Source organism: Polaromonas sp. P1_E11, from assembly GCF_056405995.1.
This window is the reverse complement of record NZ_JBFUBA010000005.1, coordinates 202,597-220,567: the sequence shown is the minus strand read 5'-3', so window position 1 is coordinate 220,567 and position 17,971 is coordinate 202,597. Positions and strand designations below refer to the sequence as shown.

The 17,971-nt window shown below is 61.5% G+C and carries 15 protein-coding genes; 11 read left to right on the top strand and 4 right to left on the bottom strand.

All coding sequences use genetic code 11. The features are described from left to right. Positions 1-162: 162 nt before the first annotated feature. From AC1D11_RS18195 to AC1D11_RS18170, 6 genes are all read left to right on the top strand, one after another. Positions 163-969 carry a phosphonate utilization associated transcriptional regulator gene (locus AC1D11_RS18195; protein WP_457282058.1) on the top strand — a complete coding sequence of 269 codons (807 nt, stop codon included), beginning with the start codon at positions 163-165 and terminating at the stop codon, positions 967-969. Next, positions 956-2,194 carry a phosphonoacetate hydrolase gene (phnA, locus tag AC1D11_RS18190; RefSeq protein ID WP_477648794.1) on the top strand — a complete coding sequence of 413 codons (1,239 nt, stop codon included), beginning with the start codon at positions 956-958 and terminating at the stop codon, positions 2,192-2,194. The genes AC1D11_RS18195 and phnA overlap by 14 nt, the downstream gene beginning before the upstream one ends. Positions 2,195-2,289: 95 nt before the next feature. Next, positions 2,290-3,711 carry a phosphonoacetaldehyde dehydrogenase gene (gene phnY / locus AC1D11_RS18185; RefSeq protein WP_477648803.1) on the top strand — a complete coding sequence of 474 codons (1,422 nt, stop codon included), beginning with the start codon at positions 2,290-2,292 and terminating at the stop codon, positions 3,709-3,711. Between the two features lie 16 nt (positions 3,712-3,727). After that, positions 3,728-4,297 (top strand): phosphonate degradation HD-domain oxygenase, encoded by a 570-nt coding sequence (locus AC1D11_RS18180; protein ID WP_477648795.1) that lies wholly within the window; start codon positions 3,728-3,730, stop codon positions 4,295-4,297. Then, positions 4,287-5,144: an EamA family transporter gene (locus AC1D11_RS18175; protein ID WP_477648796.1), complete on the top strand. Its 858-nt coding sequence runs from the start codon at positions 4,287-4,289 to the stop codon at positions 5,142-5,144. The genes AC1D11_RS18180 and AC1D11_RS18175 overlap by 11 nt, the downstream gene beginning before the upstream one ends. A gap of 30 nt (positions 5,145-5,174) precedes the next feature. Next, entirely contained in the window at positions 5,175-7,598 is a 2,424-nt protein-coding gene (locus AC1D11_RS18170) for a GcvT family protein (RefSeq protein WP_477648797.1), read from the top strand. Positions 7,599-7,702: 104 nt separating this feature from the next. Here the strand turns inward: AC1D11_RS18170 and AC1D11_RS18165 are convergent, their stop codons facing one another. The 3 genes from AC1D11_RS18165 to AC1D11_RS18155 all read right to left on the bottom strand — a co-directional run bounded on the left by AC1D11_RS18165 (position 7,703) and on the right by AC1D11_RS18155 (position 10,659). Further along, positions 7,703-9,160 (bottom strand): sensor histidine kinase N-terminal domain-containing protein, encoded by a 1,458-nt coding sequence (locus AC1D11_RS18165; RefSeq protein ID WP_477648804.1) that lies wholly within the window; start codon positions 9,158-9,160, stop codon positions 7,703-7,705. A 190-nt stretch (positions 9,161-9,350) separates the two neighbouring features. Next, positions 9,351-10,025 carry a response regulator gene (locus AC1D11_RS18160; protein WP_007870259.1) on the bottom strand — a complete coding sequence of 225 codons (675 nt, stop codon included), beginning with the start codon at positions 10,023-10,025 and terminating at the stop codon, positions 9,351-9,353. Positions 10,026-10,152: 127 nt separating this feature from the next. Beyond that, entirely contained in the window at positions 10,153-10,659 is a 507-nt protein-coding gene (locus tag AC1D11_RS18155) for a MarR family winged helix-turn-helix transcriptional regulator (protein ID WP_477648798.1), read from the bottom strand. Between the two features lie 165 nt (positions 10,660-10,824). Between AC1D11_RS18155 and recA the strand changes: the two genes are divergently transcribed. The 3 genes from recA (at position 10,825) to AC1D11_RS18140 (ending at position 14,587) form a co-directional block, all read left to right on the top strand. Beyond that, entirely contained in the window at positions 10,825-11,961 is a 1,137-nt protein-coding gene (gene recA, locus AC1D11_RS18150; protein ID WP_477648799.1) for a recombinase RecA, read from the top strand. 103 nt (positions 11,962-12,064) lie between these two features. Further along, positions 12,065-12,562 (top strand): recombination regulator RecX, encoded by a 498-nt coding sequence (recX, locus tag AC1D11_RS18145; RefSeq protein WP_477651205.1) that lies wholly within the window; start codon positions 12,065-12,067, stop codon positions 12,560-12,562. Positions 12,563-12,718: 156 nt separating this feature from the next. Further along, positions 12,719-14,587 (top strand): tetratricopeptide repeat protein, encoded by a 1,869-nt coding sequence (locus AC1D11_RS18140; protein ID WP_477650135.1) that lies wholly within the window; start codon positions 12,719-12,721, stop codon positions 14,585-14,587. Positions 14,588-14,633: 46 nt separating this feature from the next. Here AC1D11_RS18140 and argC read toward each other — a convergent pair whose 3' ends face one another. Next, positions 14,634-15,545 carry an N-acetyl-gamma-glutamyl-phosphate reductase gene (gene argC, locus AC1D11_RS18135; protein ID WP_477650134.1) on the bottom strand — a complete coding sequence of 304 codons (912 nt, stop codon included), beginning with the start codon at positions 15,543-15,545 and terminating at the stop codon, positions 14,634-14,636. 237 nt (positions 15,546-15,782) lie between these two features. On the opposite strand from argC, the gene sucC reads away from it, so the two are divergent. Beyond that, complete coding sequence (sucC, locus tag AC1D11_RS18130) at positions 15,783-16,943, top strand: ADP-forming succinate--CoA ligase subunit beta (protein ID WP_477650133.1); 1,161 nt, start codon at positions 15,783-15,785, stop codon at positions 16,941-16,943. A 16-nt stretch (positions 16,944-16,959) separates the two neighbouring features. Further along, complete coding sequence (gene sucD, locus AC1D11_RS18125; RefSeq protein ID WP_477651204.1) at positions 16,960-17,853, top strand: succinate--CoA ligase subunit alpha; 894 nt, start codon at positions 16,960-16,962, stop codon at positions 17,851-17,853. The last annotated feature ends 118 nt before the right edge of the window (positions 17,854-17,971 follow it).

The following is a 17,971-nucleotide window of genomic DNA, read 5'->3' as shown; positions in this document are numbered from 1 at the left end:
TGTTGTGACCTGTTCGTGTCGGGGCAGTGACACTGCGATGACCAACCTGTGTTCAGGTCATATCAACCCAGCTCAATATTTATTTAACGCTGCCCCTTTTATCTTGTCAATTGTTTTTTGCAGATTGTTGACAATCCTGTGTTTTGTGCTTCAATGCAGGGCATGAATGCCGTGTTCCATCCCACTATCGCGCTGTTGCAGACCAGTTCCCTCACCACGGTGGTGCAGCAGGAAATCGAGCGCGCCATTCTTGTTGGCGAATACGAACCGGGCAGCAAGCTCATTGAAGCGGCGCTGGCCGAAAAAATGGGCGTCTCCCGCGGGCCGGTGCGTGAAGCCTTCCGGATGCTGGAGGAAGCGGGCCTGGTGCGCAACGAAAAAAATCGCGGCGTCTTCGTGCGTGACATTCCCATCGAGGAAGCCGTCGAGATTTTCGACCTGCGCGCCGCGATGGACGAACTCGTAGGCCGCCAGCTCGCGAGGAACATCACGCCGGCCCAGCTCAAGGAAATCCGGGGTCTCGTCGACTCGATGGAAAAGGCCGTCAAGGCAGAAGATGCCTACAACTATCACCTGCTTAATTTGAAATTCCACGACCGGCTGGTTGAAATGGCCGGCAACAGCAAGCTCACGGCCATTTATCGCAAGCTCATCAAGGAGCTGTCGCTGTTCCGGCGCCTGAACCTGGCCGACGGCTGGCTCATGCCGATCTCGGCCAACGAACACCGGCAGATCGTCAAGGCCATCGCCTCCGGTGACGCGGACGTCGCAGGCCGGGCCATGTATGACCACGTGATCGAGAGCAAAGAGCGCACGATTGAAAACGACCTGCGGCGACAGGCGCGCCTGCAGGCCAGCCCCGCTGCCCGTGCGGCACAGGCCAGGGCGTCGCATCTTGTCGATGACGACATCGCAAAAGGCCCAGAGAAAAACATGGACAAGGGAAGGCTCCAACGTGGCAGTCGCTGATCAAAAGACCGAAGTGAAAGTCAATGGCCGGGCGTACCGGTTGCCGACCCAGCCCGTTGTGGTGGTGTGCGTTGACGGCTGCGAGCCCGACTACCTGGCGCAGGCCGTGGCCACCGGCCACATGCCGTGGCTCAAGCGCACCCTGGCGCTGGGTTCGGGCCTGACGGGTGATTGCGTGGTGCCCAGCTTTACCAACCCCAACAACCTGTCCATCGTGACGGGCGCACCGCCCAGCGTGCACGGCATCTGCGGCAACTACCTGTTCGATACCGCCACCGACACCGAGGTCATGATGAATGACCCAAAGTGGCTGCGTGCGCCCACGCTGCTGGCGGCCCTTGCAGACGCGGGCAAGTCCCTGGCGGTGGTGACAGCCAAAGACAAGTTGCGCAAGCTGCTGGGCCACAAGATGAAGGGCATCTGCTTTTCGTCCGAGAAGGCCGACCAGGTCACGCTGGAAGAAAACGGCATTGAAGACGTGCTGGGCCTTGTGGGCCAGCCGCTACCCAGTGTCTACAGCGCAGACCTGTCGGAGTTCGTGTTTGCCGCCGGCGTCAAGATCATGCAGAAATACAAACCCGATGTGATGTACCTGTCGACCACCGACTACGTGCAGCACAAGCACGCGCCCGGCACCGACGGCGCCAATTCCTTCTACCGCATGATGGACGGCTATATGCAGCAGCTCGACGACCTGGGTTGCGTGATCGTCCTCACGGCCGACCACGGCATGAATGCCAAGGTCGCCATGGACGGCACGCCCGACGTGATCTACCTGCAGGACTGGTTTGACAGCTGGCTGGGCGCGGGCGTTGCGCGTGTGATTCTTCCGATCACCGACCCCTATGTGGTGCATCACGGCGCGCTGGGATCCTTCGCCACGGTCTACCTGCCCGAGGGCACAAACATCGAGGCCGCCCGCAAGCGGCTGGCGGGGCTCAAGGGCATGGAGCTGGTGCTTTCACGTGAACAGGCCGCCGAGCGCTTCGAACTCCCGGCAGACCGGATCGGCGACATTGTGGCGGTGTCCGAACGTTTCACCGTGATCGGTACGTCGGTCTCGCGCCACGATCTCTCTGCGCTCGAAGTGCCTTTGCGGTCCCACGGCGGCATGAGCGAGCAGCGTGTCCCGCTGATCGTGAACCGGGACCTGCCGGGCCTGAACCGCAACCGGCGGTTTCGCAATTTCGATGCCTTCGACCTGGCGCTCAATTACGCCCAATAGATATCCGGCAACAAACGCAAGACCTGTCCGCACATAACCTGTTTGAAAGCTGCAGAGTGATTGACCAGTACATCCGCGACCACCAGCTCAACGCCATGCGACTGGCCGGCCGCAAGGTTGGTGCCGGCCGGACCGGTGACCGCGCGATCGAGGTGTTCGATCCGTACACGGCCAAGCTGCTGGGGAGCGTGCCCAAGGCCACGCTGGAAGAAGTCCGTGAAACCTTCGCCAAGGCACACGTCTGCAAACCTCAATTGAGCCGTTATGAACGCGCAGCCATCCTCAACCGTGCGGCGGCCATTGTCCAGTCCCGGTTGATGGAGGTCGCGAATCTCATCACGGCGGAGGCAGGGCTGTGCCTGAAGGACTCCATCTACGAAGCAGGCCGTGTCAGTGACGTGCTGCTCTTCGGCGCAACCGAGGTGCTCAAGGACGACGGCCAGATCTTCAGCTGCGACCTCACGCCGCACGGCAAGAAGCGCCGCGTCTACACGCACCGCTCCCCGCTGCTGGGCGTGATCACCGCCATCACGCCTTTCAACCACCCGATGAACCAGGTGGCGCACAAGGTGGTGCCCAGCATCGCGACCAACAACCGCATGGTGCTCAAGCCGTCCGAGAAAGTGCCTTTCTCTGCCCTCCTGTTCGCCGACATCCTTTATGAGGCGGGTTTGCCCCCCGAAATGCTCAGTGTGGTGACGGGCGACCCGCGCGAGATTGCGGACGAATTGATCACCAACCCGCTGGTCGACCTGGTGACATTTACGGGCGGCGTGGCCATCGGCAAGTACATCGCCGGCAAGGCAGGCTACCGGCGCGTGGTGCTGGAGCTGGGCGGCAACGACCCCATCATCGTGATGGAAGATGCCGATCTCAACGAGGCCTCCACGCTGGCCGTGCAAGGTTCCTATAAAAATTCAGGCCAGCGCTGTACGGCCATCAAGCGGCTCATGGTGCATGAGGCAGTGGCGGGCGAATTTGTGGAGCAGGTGCTGGCCAAGACCCTGGCCTGGAAATATGGCGACCCGGCCGACAAGGCCAACGACATGGGCACGGTGATTGATGAGCCGGCGGCCATGCTGTTTGAGTCACGTGTGAATGAAGCGGTGGCGCAGGGCGCGAAATTATTGGCGGGCAACCACAGGCGCGGCGCGCTTTACTCACCCACGTTGATCGATCATGTGTCGCCGCAGATGACGGTGGCGCGCGAGGAGACCTTTGGACCGGTGTCCCCGGTGATCCGCTTCAAAAACATTGACGAAGCCATCCAGATTTCGAACGGCACGGCCTACGGTCTTTCAAGTGCTGTTTGCACCAACCGCCTGGACTACATCAACCGGTTTGTCAGCGAGCTGCATGTCGGCACCGTCAATGTGCGCGAGGTGCCTGGGTATCGCCTGGAGCTCACGCCCTTCGGCGGCATCAAGGATTCAGGCCTGGGCTATAAAGAGGGCGTGCAGGAAGCGATCAAGAGTTTCACCAACCTCAAGACCTACTCGCTCCCCTGGAATGCCTGACCTGTGAGGAATCTACATGCTGAACTTTGACGACATCGAACAACTCTTCAAAGAGCGCGGCGGCGAGCAATACAGCGGCGAACCCGTAACGCAGCTCCAGCACGCGTTACAGACTGCGGCGCTCGGCGAAGCCGAAGGCGCGAGCGATGCGCTGGTGACCGCGGCGCTGTTGCATGACCTGGGGCACCTGTTGCATGACCTGGGCGAAACGCCGTCGCTGCGTGGTGTGGACGACGTGCATCAGTACCGCGCACTGCCTTTTTTGCGGGGTCTTTTCCCCGACGAGGTGCTGGACGCCATCAAGCTGCATGTGGACGCCAAGCGCTATCTGTGCGCGGCGCGGCGCGGCTACCATTCCAGCCTTTCAGCAGATTCCAAACGCAGCCTGCAGTTGCAGGGCGGCATCTTTTCAGCTGAAGAAGCGGCGCACTTCATCGCGCAGCCCGGTGCCGGGGATGCGGTGAAGCTGCGCCTCTGGGACGATCTCGCGAAAGATGCGCACAAGGCCACGCCGCCACTGGCGCACTACCTGGCACGGGCCAGGCGCTGTGCCCTTCCCGCCGCAGAGCCCTCGCTTGCCGCCTGAAATCCTGGCCCTGACCTGGCCGGTGCTGGGCGCCGTGCTGTTTGGCGCGCTACTGCACGCAGGCTGGAATGCCCTGGTGAAATCCAGTGCCGACAAGGCGCTGGACATGGCGGTTATCCACCTGATCGGGTCGGTGCTGGCGTTGCCGCTGGTGCTGCTGGTCGGCTGGCCGCGGGCTGAGGCCTGGCCATTCATCGGCGCATCGGTACTGATTCACATCGGCTACTACATTGCCACCACGCGCGCCTACCAGCATGGCGACCTGGGCCTGACCTACCCGCTGATGCGCGGCGTAGCGCCGCTGCTGGTGGCGCTGTCGGCCAGTTTCACCCTGGGTGAAACGCTCACGCCGCTGGCCTGGGCAGGCATCCTGGGTATTTGCTGCGGTGTGCTGGTGCTGGGCCTGAGCCGCCACGCCCTGCATGCGCCCAAGGCCGTCGGTTTTGCGCTGGCCAACGCCGTCATCATTGCCGTCTACACCGTGGTCGATGGGCTGGGTGTCCGCGCTTCAGGCAACGCGTTGCAATACGTTGCGGCTCTCTTCCTGTTTGATGGCTGGCCATTCGGCCTGCTGATGATGGCGCGGCGGGGGCGCGCCATGGGCCACTATGCGCTGCATCGCTGGCCGGTGGCCACCGGCGGTGCGCTGGCATCGTTGGGCTCCTACGGAATCGCGCTGTGGGCCATGACGCGCGCGCCCGTGGCTACGGTGGCGGCGTTGCGCGAGACTTCGGTGCTGTTCGCGGTGCTGCTGGGTTGCTGGCTGCTGAAAGAAGTTTTTACCGTGCGCCGCTTTGTCGGCACGTGCGCCATCGTCGGCGGCGTAATGGCGATACGGCTAGCTTGATCAAAACTTCCAATCTTTGAGGCATACGCCATGACCACCACGACGCTTCCTAGCCATGCAGAGATCGTGATCGTGGGTGGCGGCATTGCCGGCTGTTCTGTGGCCTATCACCTGGCCAAACTGGGCAAGACAGACGTGCTGCTGCTCGAGCAGGGCAAGCTCACCAGCGGAACCACCTGGCATGCGGCCGGCCTGGTCGGCCAGATGCGGCCCAACCGCAACATGACGCAGATGAGCAAATACGGCATTGAGCTGTATGCGTCTCTGGAAGCCGAGACAGGTCTGGCCACTGGCTGGAAACAATGCGGCAGCGTCAACGTCGCGAGCACGCCCGAGCGCATGAAGGTGCTCAAAAAGCAGGTCGCCATGGCCAACAGTTTTGGCGTGGAGTGCCATGAGATCTCGCTGCAGGAAGCCGGCGACAAATACCCAATCATGCGCATCGATGACCTGCAGGGCGCGATCTGGCTGCCGGGCGACGGCAAGGCCAATCCGGCGGACCTCTGCATGTCGCTGGCCAAGGGCGCGCGCAACCGCGGCGTGAAGATGGTTGAAGGCATCGAGGTGACCGGTGTCATCATTGAAAACGGCAGGGCTGTGGGCGTGAAGACCGCGCAGGGTGACGTGCGCTGCGAAGTCGTCGTCAATTGCGCCGGCCAATGGGCGCGGCAGTTCGGCAAACTCGCGGGCGTGAATGTGCCGCTGTATTCGGCCGAGCATTTCTACATCGTCACCGGCAAGATTCCGGGCGTGCACCCCATGCTGCCGGTCATGCGCGACCCGGACGGCTACATCTACTACAAGGAAGAAGTCGGCGGCCTGGTGATGGGCGGCTTTGAACCCCAGGCCAAACCCTGGAAGATGGACCCGATTCCGGCGACCTTCCAGTTTGAGCTGCTGGACGAAGACTGGGACCAGTTCGAGCCGCTGATGACCGCAGCCATGCACCGCACGCCCTGCCTGGAGACGGCCGAAATCAAGATGCTGCTCAACGGGCCGGAGAGTTTTACGCCCGACGGCAACTTCATCCTGGGTGAGGCGCCTGAACTGCGCAACTACTTTGTCTGCGCGGGTTTCAACTCCGCCGGCATTGCCAACAGCGGCGGCGCGGGCCGGCTCATGGCCGAATGGATTGTGGGTGGCGAGCCCAGCACCGATTTGTGGGACGTGGACATACGCCGTTTCGGCAGCTTCACCGGCAACCGCAAGGCCCTGGCGGAACGCACCGGCGAGACTTTGGGCCTGCACTACGCCATGCGCTGGCCGAGGCAGGAACTGGAAACGGCGCGGCCGTTGCGTACCTCACCGCTGTACGACATCCTGGCCGCCAGGGGCGCGGAGTTCGGCAGCAAGAATGGCTGGGAGCGTGCAAGCTATTTCAGGCCGAAGGGCCAGGCGCGCCCGAAATACTCCCTCGACAAACCGGTCTGGCTACCCTGGATGATTGAGGAGCAAAAAGCCACGCGCGAAGCCGTGGCGCTCTACGACCAGACCTCGTTCTCCAAATACCTGTTGCAGGGCCGCGATGCGCTGGCCGTGTTGCAGCGCCTGTGCGCCAACGAGATGGACGTGCCTGTCGGCAAGATGGTCTACACCGCAATGCTCAATGAGTGCGGTGGCTTTGAAAGTGACTTGACCGTGATGAGGCAAGCCGCGAACCAATTCCTCATCATCACCGGCTCTGCGCAAACGGTAAGGGACTTCGACTGGATCACGCGGCACATCGGCGAGGCGGAGCATGCGGTGCTCACCGATATGTCTGCGATGTACTCGGTGCTGTCGGTGATGGGGCCTAAGGCGCGCGAGTTGCTGGCGCTCGTTAGCCCGGACGACCTGTCGCCCGAGGCGTTGAAGTTCTCATGGACGAAGGACATCGACGTGGGCTTTGCCCGCGTGCGCGCCGCCCGCATGAGCTATGTGGGCGGGCCGGGCTTTGAGCTGTACACGCCGATCGAAATGGCGCGCCATGTGTACCTGGCGCTGATGGAGGCCGGCAAGGCTCTCGGTATTCGTGATGCAGGCTACTACGCGCTGGATGCGCTGCGCATCGAGCAAGGCCGGCGCGCCTGGGGCGCAGAGCTCGGCCCGGACGAAACGCCGTGGGAGGCGGGGTTGGCCTTCAGCGTCAGGCTCGACAAGCCGGCTGACTTTATCGGCAAGGCCGCGTTGCTCAATTCACAGGGGCTGGCGCTGCGCAAGAAACTGGTCACGCTGGTGTTTGACACGCCGGATGCCTTTGCCTGGGGCGGCGAGGCGATTGTGATGGACGGGCAAATGGTGGGCGAAATTTCGTCGGTCGGCTGGAGTCCGCTGGCCGGCGCCTGCGTGGCCCTGGGGTATGTGCGCGGCCGCAGTGCCAACCAGCCGCATGCCGGCACACCGGCGCAAATCGAGCTGTGGGGCGAGCGCATCGGTGTGAAGCTCTACGACAAGTGGCCAATCGTGAAATCTTGATTGCTATGCTTTTAGGAGCTGCCTGCGCCCGTCGTTTCTGGGCAAGAAGCCGATTTGGCTCAAGAATTTGCAAAAAAAACGCCACGGGGATAGCGCTGTTGCCGCTACGCCATGTCAGGTAAATCCATGCCGACAAAACGCACGGTGACACGCGTGCCCGGCGTTTGTGGATGACCCGCCAAGGCCGCGTCTTCAATCGTGATGGTGGCACCGTGTTGCTTGGCGATTTCCAGGACGATGGCCAGGCCCAGGCCGGAGCCGTCGACGTTGGTGCCCAGCGTGCGGTAGAACGGCTGGAACACCAGCTCGCGCTCCGACTCCAGAATGCCCGGCCCCGAGTCTTCTACCAGCAGCACCAGCACGCCGCTGAAGCGGTCGGTCATCAGCCGCAGTGTGACCTGTCCTTTTTCGGGCGTGTAGTTGATGGCGTTGTCCAGCAGGTTGCGCACCAGTTCCTTGAGCAGGGTCGGGTTGCCTTCCAGTTGCGTCGCCTGCTCGCCGGCGGCGGGCCCGTCGTAGCCAAGATCGATCTGTTTTTCAAGAGCACGCGGCACCGAGTCGGCCATCACTTCCGAGACGATGTGCACCAGGTCGATGTGCAGCTTGGCGAGGCTGCGGCCCGTGGTTTCGGCGCGTGCCAGCGCCAGCAGCTGGTTGACAGTGTGGGTGGCGCGTATGCTGGCGCGGCCGATATGCTTGAGCGACTTTTTGAGTTCGTCGGCATCGGTTTCTCGCTGCGCCAGGTCGGCCTGCATGCGCAGGCCCGCCAGCGGTGTCTTCAACTGATGCGCGGCATCGGCGAGAAAGCGCTTCTGCGTGGTCAGTGAGACCTTGAGACGGCTCAGCAAATCATTGATGGAGGACACCAGCGGTGCTACCTCTTCCGGCACCGCGGTTTCATCGAGCGGGCTCATGTCGTCGGACTTGCGTGCGCGGATGCGTTTTTCGAGCTGGGCCAGAGGCTTGATGCCGCGCACCAGTGCCAGCCACACCAGCAGCACGGCCAGCGGCAGCGTCACGAACTGCGGCACCATGGTGCCCTTGACGATCTCGGTGGCCAAGGTCTTGCGTTTTTCCAGCGTTTCGGCCACTTGCACCAGCACCATCTGGGTGGGGGCAGCTTCGGATGTGCCAGCGCCCTTGTCGCTGCGCGGTGCAGCCGCCTTGCCTGTCGGCGCCGGTGCTTTGACCTCGACCTTGAGCCAGGTGTAGGCCACACGCACATCTTCGCCCTGGATCAGGTCTTCGCGCAGCCGCACCTCGCCGTTGATGGGCTTGTCTTCATCGGGCGGCATCGGCAGGTCGTGCTCGCCGCTGAGCAGTTCGCCTTGCGTGCCCACGACCTGGTAATAGACCAGGTCGGTATCATCGGCGCGCAGGATTTCACGCGCAGGCGCCGTCAGGTTGAACTGCACCTGGTTGTTCTTGACCGCCACCAGCTTGGCCAGTGCCTGCACGTTGTATTCAAGCGCACGGTCAAAAGGCTTGCCGGCAATGTTCTGCGCCACCAGCCAGGTCAGCGCCAGGCTGATCGGCCACAGCAGCAGCAGCGGCGTGAGCATCCAGTCGAGGATTTCGCCGAAGAGGCTGCGGCGTTCGCGTTGAAAGAGCCGTAATGCCACAGCTAAAGCGCAATGGCGTTGTCTTCAAGCCAGCAGGAGCCGCGGAACCGGCTTTGCCGGGCCGCAGGCGGGGCGGCCCCCCCGGGGGGCAGGGAACTACACGAAGTGAGTGACCGTGAGGGCTCCATTTCTAGCCGGGAATCTTTTCAAGGCAGTAACCGAGCCCGCGCACCGTCGCAATCCGCACCGGACCCTTTTCAATCTTCTTGCGGAGCCGGTGGATGTACACCTCGATCGCGTTGTTGCTGACTTCTTCACCCCATTCGCAGAGGCGCTCGACCAGCTGGTCCTTGCTGACAAGGCGGCCGGCGCGTTGCAGCAGCACTTCGAGCAAGCCAAGCTCTCGCGCCGACAGCTCCAGCATCTGGCCGTCAATGGTGGCCACGCGGCCGGCCTGGTCGTACACCAGCGGGCCGTGCTTGATGGTGCTGCTGGCGCCGCCCATGCCGCGGCGGATCAGCGCCCGCACACGGGCTTCGAGTTCCTGCAGTGAAAACGGTTTGGCCATGTAGTCGTCGGCGCCGTAGTCCAGGCCTTTGACGCGTTCTTCCACGCTGTCTGCGGCGGTCAGGATCAGCACCGGCATGGCCGAGCCGCGGGCGCGCAGTCGCTTGAGCACTTCCAGCCCGTGCATGCGCGGCAGGCCCAGGTCCAGGATCAGCAGATCGAATTCGGTGTTGGTAAGCAGCGCGGCGTCGGCTTCGGTGCCGCTGGCCACGTGGTCGGCTGCCGCACCGGAGGCGCGCAAAGTGCGCAGCAGGCCGTCGGCCAGGACCTGGTCATCTTCGGCAATCAGGATACGCATGGTTGTCTCCGGGTGGGGCGGCAGCGCCTGCTGCGCCGCAAGTTAGTGTGTTTGCCCGAATTTTAGGCGCTTGCGTCTGTCCCAGGTGCAGGGAGTTACACGCGGTGAGCGACCGTGGGTGCCACATTCAGCCTGCATATGCTTCCAGTCCCAGCGCCACCACTGTGGCCACATCATGCCCGACGGCCTGGCGGAACTCGTCTTCGGCTTGGCGCACCGCCCGGTGAAAGGCTTCCAGCCAGAGCAGGCCCGATTCGGTGAACACCACCTGGCGCGCGCGTTTGTCGTGCGGGTCGGGCTGGCGCGTCACCAAACCCCAGGCTTCGCATTGGTCGACGAGGTCGCCCATGGCCTGCTTGCTCATGCCGGCGCTTTGCGCGAGATCCGTCAGGCGCGAGCCGCCCACGGCCAGGTGGCGTGTGATGTGGATATGCGCTGCGCCGACCTGGTCTCGTGCGGCGAGGTTTGAGAGCGCCAGCGGCACTTCGATGCTGCTGGCCATCAGCGCCAATACACGCTCGTCGAAGCGGCGCAGGGCGTGGCCCATGAGTCGACCCAGATGGGTTTGCCGCCAGCTGGCCTCGGTGGCGCCGAAAGGGCTGGACAGTGTCGATAAAGCGGCCGTTTCTGTCATGAAATCATGGTACCTGAATTGGTCAGGTAAACTGACTAAAAATAGGGTTTACTTATTTTAATAGCGCCCATAAAGTACTGATCATACATCCAGCGCTGTGATTAAAAGCAGAGGCCGGAAACTAGAGCAAAAAGTTTTACATCATTGATTTTCAAGGAGTTTTTCATGGAACTGACCAGCAAACTGAACCCCGCCCAAAACCCTGTACAAAGCGCCGCCCTGAACACCGAGAAGGCCAAGGCCCTGCAAGCCGCCCTGGCCCAGATCGAAAAGCAGTTCGGCAAAGGCACCATCATGAAGCTGGGCGACGGCGAGGTCATCGAGGACATCCAGGTCGTTTCCACCGGCTCTCTGGGCCTGGACATCGCCTTGGGCGTCGGCGGCCTGCCGCGCGGCCGTGTGGTTGAAATCTACGGCCCTGAATCCTCGGGCAAAACCACGCTGACCCTGCAGGTCATCGCCGAAATGCAAAAGCTGGGCGGCACCTGCGCCTTTGTCGATGCCGAACACGCGCTGGACATCCAGTACGCGCAAAAGCTGGGCGTGAACCTGCAAGACCTGCTGATCTCTCAGCCCGACACCGGCGAGCAGGCGCTTGAAATCGTGGATTCGCTCACCCGCTCCGGCGCGGTCGACCTGATCGTGGTCGACTCGGTGGCGGCGCTCACGCCCAAGGCCGAGCTTGAAGGCGAAATGGGCGACTCGCTGCCCGGCCTGCAGGCCCGCCTGATGAGCCAGGCGCTGCGCAAGCTCACCGCCACCATCAAGAAGGCCAACTGCATGGTCATCTTCATCAACCAGATCCGCATGAAGATCGGCGTGATGTTCGGTTCGCCCGAAACCACCACCGGCGGCAATGCGCTGAAGTTCTACGCCTCGGTGCGGCTGGACATTCGCCGCATCGGCTCCATCAAGAAAGGCGAAGAGGTGATCGGCAACGAAACCCGGGTGAAGGTGGTCAAGAACAAGGTGGCCTCGCCCTTCAAGACGGCGGAGTTCGACATCCTCTACGGCGAGGGCATCAGCCGGCTGGGCGAGGTGCTGGACCTGGGTGTGGCCGGCCACATCGTCGAAAAAGCCGGCGCCTGGTATGCATTTAACGGCGAAAAAATCGGCCAGGGGCGCGACAATTCGCGGGAGTTCCTGAAAGAAAACCCCGAACTCGCCATCGAGATCGAAAACAAGGTGCGCGAATCGCTGGGTATTCCGCTGGTGCAAGCCGCGGCCGGTACCGAGCCAGCACCGGTTGAAAAGGCTGCCAAGGCCGAGAAAGCCGAAAAACCCGCCAAAGTAGCCGCCTGAGCCTGTTTTTGAATGCCAAATAAGGCGAAAGACCAATCAGAACGGGCGCAAGCAGCTATCAAAAAAATAGCGCTTGCATTCCAATCTGGCTGAGTCCTTTGACATGGAAAACCTGGCAGACAGCTCCCCCGCCAAACCCGCCCGCCGCGCGGGTTTTGGCCTTTCCCTCAAGGGCCGCGCATTGCGTTACCTGGCCGCGCGCGAACATTCACGCGCCGAACTTGAACGCAAGCTGGCTCCGCATGAAGAAACCCCGGGCCAGCTGAAGGCGGTGCTCGACGACCTTGAGCTCAAGGATTTCATCAGCGAAGAGCGTGTCATCGATTCGGTCATCAACCGGCGTTCCCGCAAGCTGGGCGCCTCGCGCATCCAGCAGGAGCTGCAGGCCAAAGGGCTGGACGTGACGGCCATACGGGAAGCGGTTGGGCAGCTTAAGGCCACCGAGCGCGAACGGGCGCGAGACATCTGGCAGCGAAAGTTTGGCACAGCCCCGGCCAACCCCGCAGAACATGCCCGGCAAATCCGGTTTCTGGCGGGAAGAGGTTTTACACTGGAGGTTGCATCGTGGGTGCTCAAAAATCCCGATAACGAAGGAGATTGAGATCCAGGCTGTAGCGGCCCTTCCTCGCAAAGTCTGGCCCGGGAATGTGAAAGCTTTCAGGAGTCAGCCATTTTCCAGAGTATCCGCACCCTTCTGGCACGCAATAAAAGTGCCGTACCTGCCGGCCCGGTTGTCCCGGGTGAAGATGCCCAGCCATTGCGCTCACGTGGCAACGAATTGTTGGCACAAGGCAGGATTTCCGAGGCCACCGACTGCTATCGCCAGGTAGTCGCCATGACACCGAACGATGGTTTGGCCCATGTCAACCTGGGTTACGGCCTGATGGAACTGGGCGAACTGCCTGAGGCCAGCGCTAGCTTCGGGCAGGCCCTCGCGCTGGACGGCGGTCTTCTGGATGCCCATTTCCTGATGGGACAGGTGCAGATGCGCCAGACGTTGGTTGAAGACGCGGTCCGCAGTTTCCGAGCGGCTTTGACTTTGAAGCCTGATTTTGATTTGGCCTGGTTTGAGCTGGCCCGCGTGCAGGAAAGTTTGCACCAGGTGGATGCGGCGCTGGATAGCTACCAGCAGGTTCTGCGTATCAATCCGGCCTTTGTAGATGCGGCAGCCAACCAGGTCAAGCTGCTGCTTGACTTGCAGCGCTGGCAGGAGGTCATCACGGTGGCGGACGGGCAGATGAAAAACGGAGCACCCCATGACTTCGGCATCCAGAAAGCGTGCGCGCTGAACGGTTTGGCCCGCCATGACGAAGCCCTTGCCCTGATCGATGCCATTCTGGCTGAACATCCCGGGAATGTTCCGGCGCTCGACGGCAAAGCGGCGATTCAGGCTGCACAGGGCAAGCATGCGTTAGCCTTGCAAAGTTACGAGCAGGTGATCGCATTGCAGCCCCAGCATGCGGACGCGCTGTCGAATGCCGGTGCGGCCTGCGACCGGTTGGGTCGGCTTGATCAGGCCATGGCTTTTCATGAACGCGCCGTTAGCCTGCAGCCGCAAAATACGCACGTTCTGTACAACATGGGCTGCACCCTGCTGAATCTGGGTCGCTGTGCTGAAGTGGTGACGGTTGCTGATCGCGGTCTCGCGGCGGAGGGCGACCATGCCAATCTCCACTGGAACAAGGCCGTTGCCCATTTGCTGCTTGGCGACCTGCGCCAAGGCTGGCCTGAATACGAATGGCGGTGGTTTGCCAGCGCGCTTGGTCCGCGTCCGCCTAGGCCCAATTTCGGCAAGCCTATTTGGACCGGCGAGTCGCTTATTGGTAAAAGCATTTTCCTGTATGGTGAACAAGGCTTGGGCGACACCATACAGTTGCTGCGCTACATCCCTTTGATTGCCACCAGAGGCGCGAAAGTATTTTTATCGGTCCCGGCTTCGATAGAGCCGCTCTGCGCGGACTTCAAGGATGACTGCATTCTTGTGGGCCGCGGGCAATTGCCTGGGGATTTTGACTTTCACTGCCCATTGTTCAGCCTGCCGTTCGCGTTTGAAACCGACCTGACCAGCATTCCGGCGGCCATTCCCTACTTGCGGAGCATTCCTGCCCTGAAGACAGGATGGGAAGGAGAGTTGCGAAAGCTCAGCACAGGGCGCGGCCCAAGGCTGGGCTTGGTCTGGTCAGGTAGCGCGACCCATCAGAATGATGCGAACAGGTCGATGCCGCTGGCGACGCTGCTGGACGCTTTGCCGCAGTCCTGCCAGCTGGTGTGCCTGCAAAAAGAGGTGCGTGAGGCTGACCAAGAGCTGGTCGAGTCGGCCGGCATCTTCTTTGCAGGTGACGCGCTGAAAACCTTTGCAGACACAGTTGCTCTGGCTGATTGCGTGGACCTTGTCATCAGCGTCGACACCAGCGTCGCCCATCTGGTTGGCGCGATGGGAAAACCGCTGTGGCTCATGCTGCCTTATCGGCCAGATTGGCGCTGGATGCTTGAACGGGACGACAGCCCCTGGTACCCCACGGCGCTCCTATTCCGCCAAGGCGAGAGCCGCTGTTGGGAAGAAGTAGTAAAGAAAGTCGGCAGTGAATTGCCAAAGGCGCTTGAACACATCAAAATAGAAGACTGAGCCTCAACTTTGGGAGGCAAGGAGTTTGGTTGTCTGGTCCGGACGATTAGAGACCCAGCATCAGCTTCAGGTTCTGGACTGCAGCGCCGGATGCGCCCTTGCCCAGGTTGTCCAGCCGCGCCACCAGCACCGCATGGCGGTACTCTTCATTGGCAAACACGCGCAACTCCATCTTGTTGGTGTCGTTGAGCGCCAGCGCATCCAGCTTTCCCGACTCGGGCGCGGCTTCGGCGGTGACCCATTCGCTGCCGGCATAGTGTTTGGCCAGTACGTCCTGCAACTGCGCTCCGGTTGGTTTGCCGGGCAGCAAGTCAAGGTGCAGAGGCAATTGCACCAGCATGCCCTGCTTGAAGTTGCCTACCGACGGAATGAACACCGGGCGGCGTGTGAGCCCTGTGTATTTCATGATTTCGGGCAGGTGTTTGTGCTTCAGGCCCAGGCCATAAAGTTCAAACAGGGGAGCGGTGCCAGCTTCGTAGTCTTCAATCATCTGCCGGCCGCCGCCGGAGTAACCACTCACGGCGGGAAGGCTCAGTGGGAAGTCGGCGGGCACCATGCCAGCATCGACCAGCGGGCGGATCAGCGCGATCGCGCCGGTGGCGTAGCAGCCGGGGTTGCCCACGCGGTCGGCAGCGGCCACGGCGGCGCGCTGGGTCCGGGTCAGTTCGGGAAAGCCGTAAACCCAGCCGGACACGGTTCGGTGAGCCGTGGAGGCATCAATGATTTTGGGCTTTTTGCCGGTCAAGCTGTCAATCATGGCGACCGACTCGCGTGCCGCGTCGTCGTGCAGGCACAGGATCACCATATCCACTTGCGCCATCAGGGCGCGCTTGGCGGCCGCGTCCTTGCGCAGTTCGGGCGCGATGCTGACGAGCTCGATCTGCGGCATGGCTTGCAGCCGCTCGCGGATTTGCAGGCCCGTGGTGCCGGCTTCGCCGTCAATAAATACTTTAGGCATGAGCTTCCAGGTACAAACAAATTGGGCGGCTGGCCGCCCCAGAGGTCAATTTCGGCCCATTTCGGGGTGTAAGGCGGGCACAAGAGTTGTGCGTCGCACCATGATACAGTTCTGCGTTGCTGCCTGCAGTGACCGCCGACGTGGTTTTTTGGGCCGGTGTGGCCTGTTTCCGACACCCCATTCCTCTGCCCGAATCCCTGTTGCACCCCCTCTTTTACTGAATTCTGAAGGTCTTTCATGAAAATTCACGAGTACCAGGGCAAGGAAATCTTGCGCAATTTTGGTGTGCCAGTGCCGCGCGGCATCCCGGCCTTCACGGTGCAGGAAGCGGTGGAAGCCGCCCAGAAGCTAGGCGGCCCGGTGTGGGTGGTCAAGGCCCAGATCCACGCAGGTGGCCGCGGCAAGGGTGGCGGCGTGAAGGTTGCCAAAACCATCGACGACGTTAAACGCATTGCCGGCGAAATCCTCGGCATGCAGCTGAAAACGCACCAGACCGGCCCTGAAGGCCAGAAAGTCCGCCGCCTCTATATTGAAGACGGCGCCGACATCAACAAGGAATACTACATTTCGGCCGTCACCGACCGCGAGTCGCAAAAGGTGGCTTTCATTGCTTCCAGCGAAGGCGGCATGGACATCGAAGAAGTGGCCCATTCCAACCCTGAAAAAATCATCAAGGTGTTTGTCGATCCGCTGGTCGGCATGACGGACGCCCAGGCCAAGGAAGTCGCGGCCGGCATCGGCATGCCTGCCGACTCCGTGGCGCAGACCGTCGACATCCTGCAAAAGCTCTACAAGTGCTACATGGAGACCGACGCGTCGCTGGTTGAAATCAACCCCTTGAACCGCAACAGCAAGGGTGAAGTCATGGCCCTGGACGCGAAGTTCAACTTTGATGCCAACGCGCTGTTCCGCCATCCCGAAATCGTGGCCTATCGCGACCTGGACGAAGAAGACCCGGCCGAAGTCGAAGCCAGCAAGTTCGACCTGGCTTACATCAGCCTGGACGGCAACATCGGCTGCCTGGTCAACGGCGCAGGCCTGGCCATGGCGACCATGGACACCATCAAGCTGTTCGGTGGCGAGCCAGCCAACTTCCTGGATGTGGGCGGCGGCGCAACGGCTGAAAAAGTCACCGAAGCCTTCAAGATCATGCTGAAGAACCCTGATGTCAAAGGCATCCTGGTCAACATCTTCGGCGGCATCATGAAGTGCGACACCATCGCCGACGGCGTGATCACCGCCTGCAAGGCCGTGAACCTTTCGGTTCCACTGGTCGTGCGCATGAAGGGCACCAACGAAGACCTGGGCAAGAAGATGCTGGCCGATTCCGGCCTTCCCATCATCGCCGCAGACACCATGGCCGAAGCCGCGACCAAAATCGTCGCCGCTGTCAAATAAGCCCGGAGCCAAGAATATGTCCATCTACATCAACAAAAACACCAAAGTCATCACCCAGGGCATCACCGGCAAAACCGGTCAATTCCACACCCGCATGTGCCGCGACTACGCGAACGGCAAAGAAGCTTTTGTGGCCGGTGTGAATCCCAAGAAAGCCGGCGAAGACTTCGAAGGCATCCCGATTTTTGCCAACGTGACCGAAGCCGCCAAGGCGACCGGCGCAACCGTGTCGGTCATCTATGTGCCCCCTGCAGGCGCTGCCGCCGCCATCTGGGAGGCTGTTGAAGCCAACCTGGACCTCGCAATCTGCATCACCGAAGGCATCCCTGTGCGTGACATGCTGGAAGTGCGCAACCGCATGAAAGCCAAGGAAGCCGCCGGCGGCAAGAAAACCCTGCTGCTGGGCCCCAATTGCCCCGGCCTGATCACGCCTGAAGAGATCAAGATCGGCATCATGCCCGGCCATATTCACCGCAAGGGCCGCATCGGCGTGGTCAGCCGCTCCGGTACGCTGACCTATGAAGCTGTGGCGCAATTGACCGAAATCGGCCTGGGCCAATCGAGTGCAGTCGGTATCGGCGGCGACCCGATCAATGGCCTCAAGCACATCGACGTGATGAAAGCCTTCAATGACGACCCGGACACTGACGCCGTGATCATGATCGGCGAGATCGGCGGTCCCGATGAAGCCGAAGCCGCCCAGTGGTGCAAGGCCAACATGAAAAAACCGATTGTTGGCTTCATTGCTGGTGTGACTGCCCCTGCCGGCAAGCGGATGGGCCATGCGGGCGCACTGATCTCCGGCGGCGCCGACACGGCCGATGCCAAACTTGCCATCATGGAAGCCTGCGGTTTCACCGTGACGCGCAATCCGTCGGAAATGGCCAAATTGCTCAAGGCGCTGCTGTAGGCCACCAACGAAAAAGTGATTTAAAAACTTGACCACGGTCAAGCAGGTAAGCAGTAATACCAATCGGGATTGGCCTATTGCGGCTTAGACTCTCCAAAACAAAAAAGCGCTTCCCGGC

Coding starts and splice junctions, on each gene's coding strand:
- AC1D11_RS18195 (WP_457282058.1), top strand. CDS start 163: ATGAATGCCGTGTTCCATCCCACTATCGCGCTGTTGCAGACCAGTTCC.
- phnY (WP_477648803.1), top strand. CDS start 2,290: ATGCGACTGGCCGGCCGCAAGGTTGGTGCCGGCCGGACCGGTGACCGC.
- AC1D11_RS18180 (WP_477648795.1), top strand. CDS start 3,728: ATGCTGAACTTTGACGACATCGAACAACTCTTCAAAGAGCGCGGCGGC.
- AC1D11_RS18170 (WP_477648797.1), top strand. CDS start 5,175: ATGACCACCACGACGCTTCCTAGCCATGCAGAGATCGTGATCGTGGGT.
- AC1D11_RS18165 (WP_477648804.1), bottom strand. CDS start 9,160: ATGCTCACGCCGCTGCTGCTGCTGTGGCCGATCAGCCTGGCGCTGACC.
- AC1D11_RS18160 (WP_007870259.1), bottom strand. CDS start 10,025: ATGCGTATCCTGATTGCCGAAGATGACCAGGTCCTGGCCGACGGCCTG.
- AC1D11_RS18155 (WP_477648798.1), bottom strand. CDS start 10,659: ATGACAGAAACGGCCGCTTTATCGACACTGTCCAGCCCTTTCGGCGCC.
- recA (WP_477648799.1), top strand. CDS start 10,825: ATGGAACTGACCAGCAAACTGAACCCCGCCCAAAACCCTGTACAAAGC.
- recX (WP_477651205.1), top strand. CDS start 12,065: ATGGAAAACCTGGCAGACAGCTCCCCCGCCAAACCCGCCCGCCGCGCG.
- argC (WP_477650134.1), bottom strand. CDS start 15,545: ATGCCTAAAGTATTTATTGACGGCGAAGCCGGCACCACGGGCCTGCAA.
- sucC (WP_477650133.1), top strand. CDS start 15,783: ATGAAAATTCACGAGTACCAGGGCAAGGAAATCTTGCGCAATTTTGGT.
- sucD (WP_477651204.1), top strand. CDS start 16,960: ATGTCCATCTACATCAACAAAAACACCAAAGTCATCACCCAGGGCATC.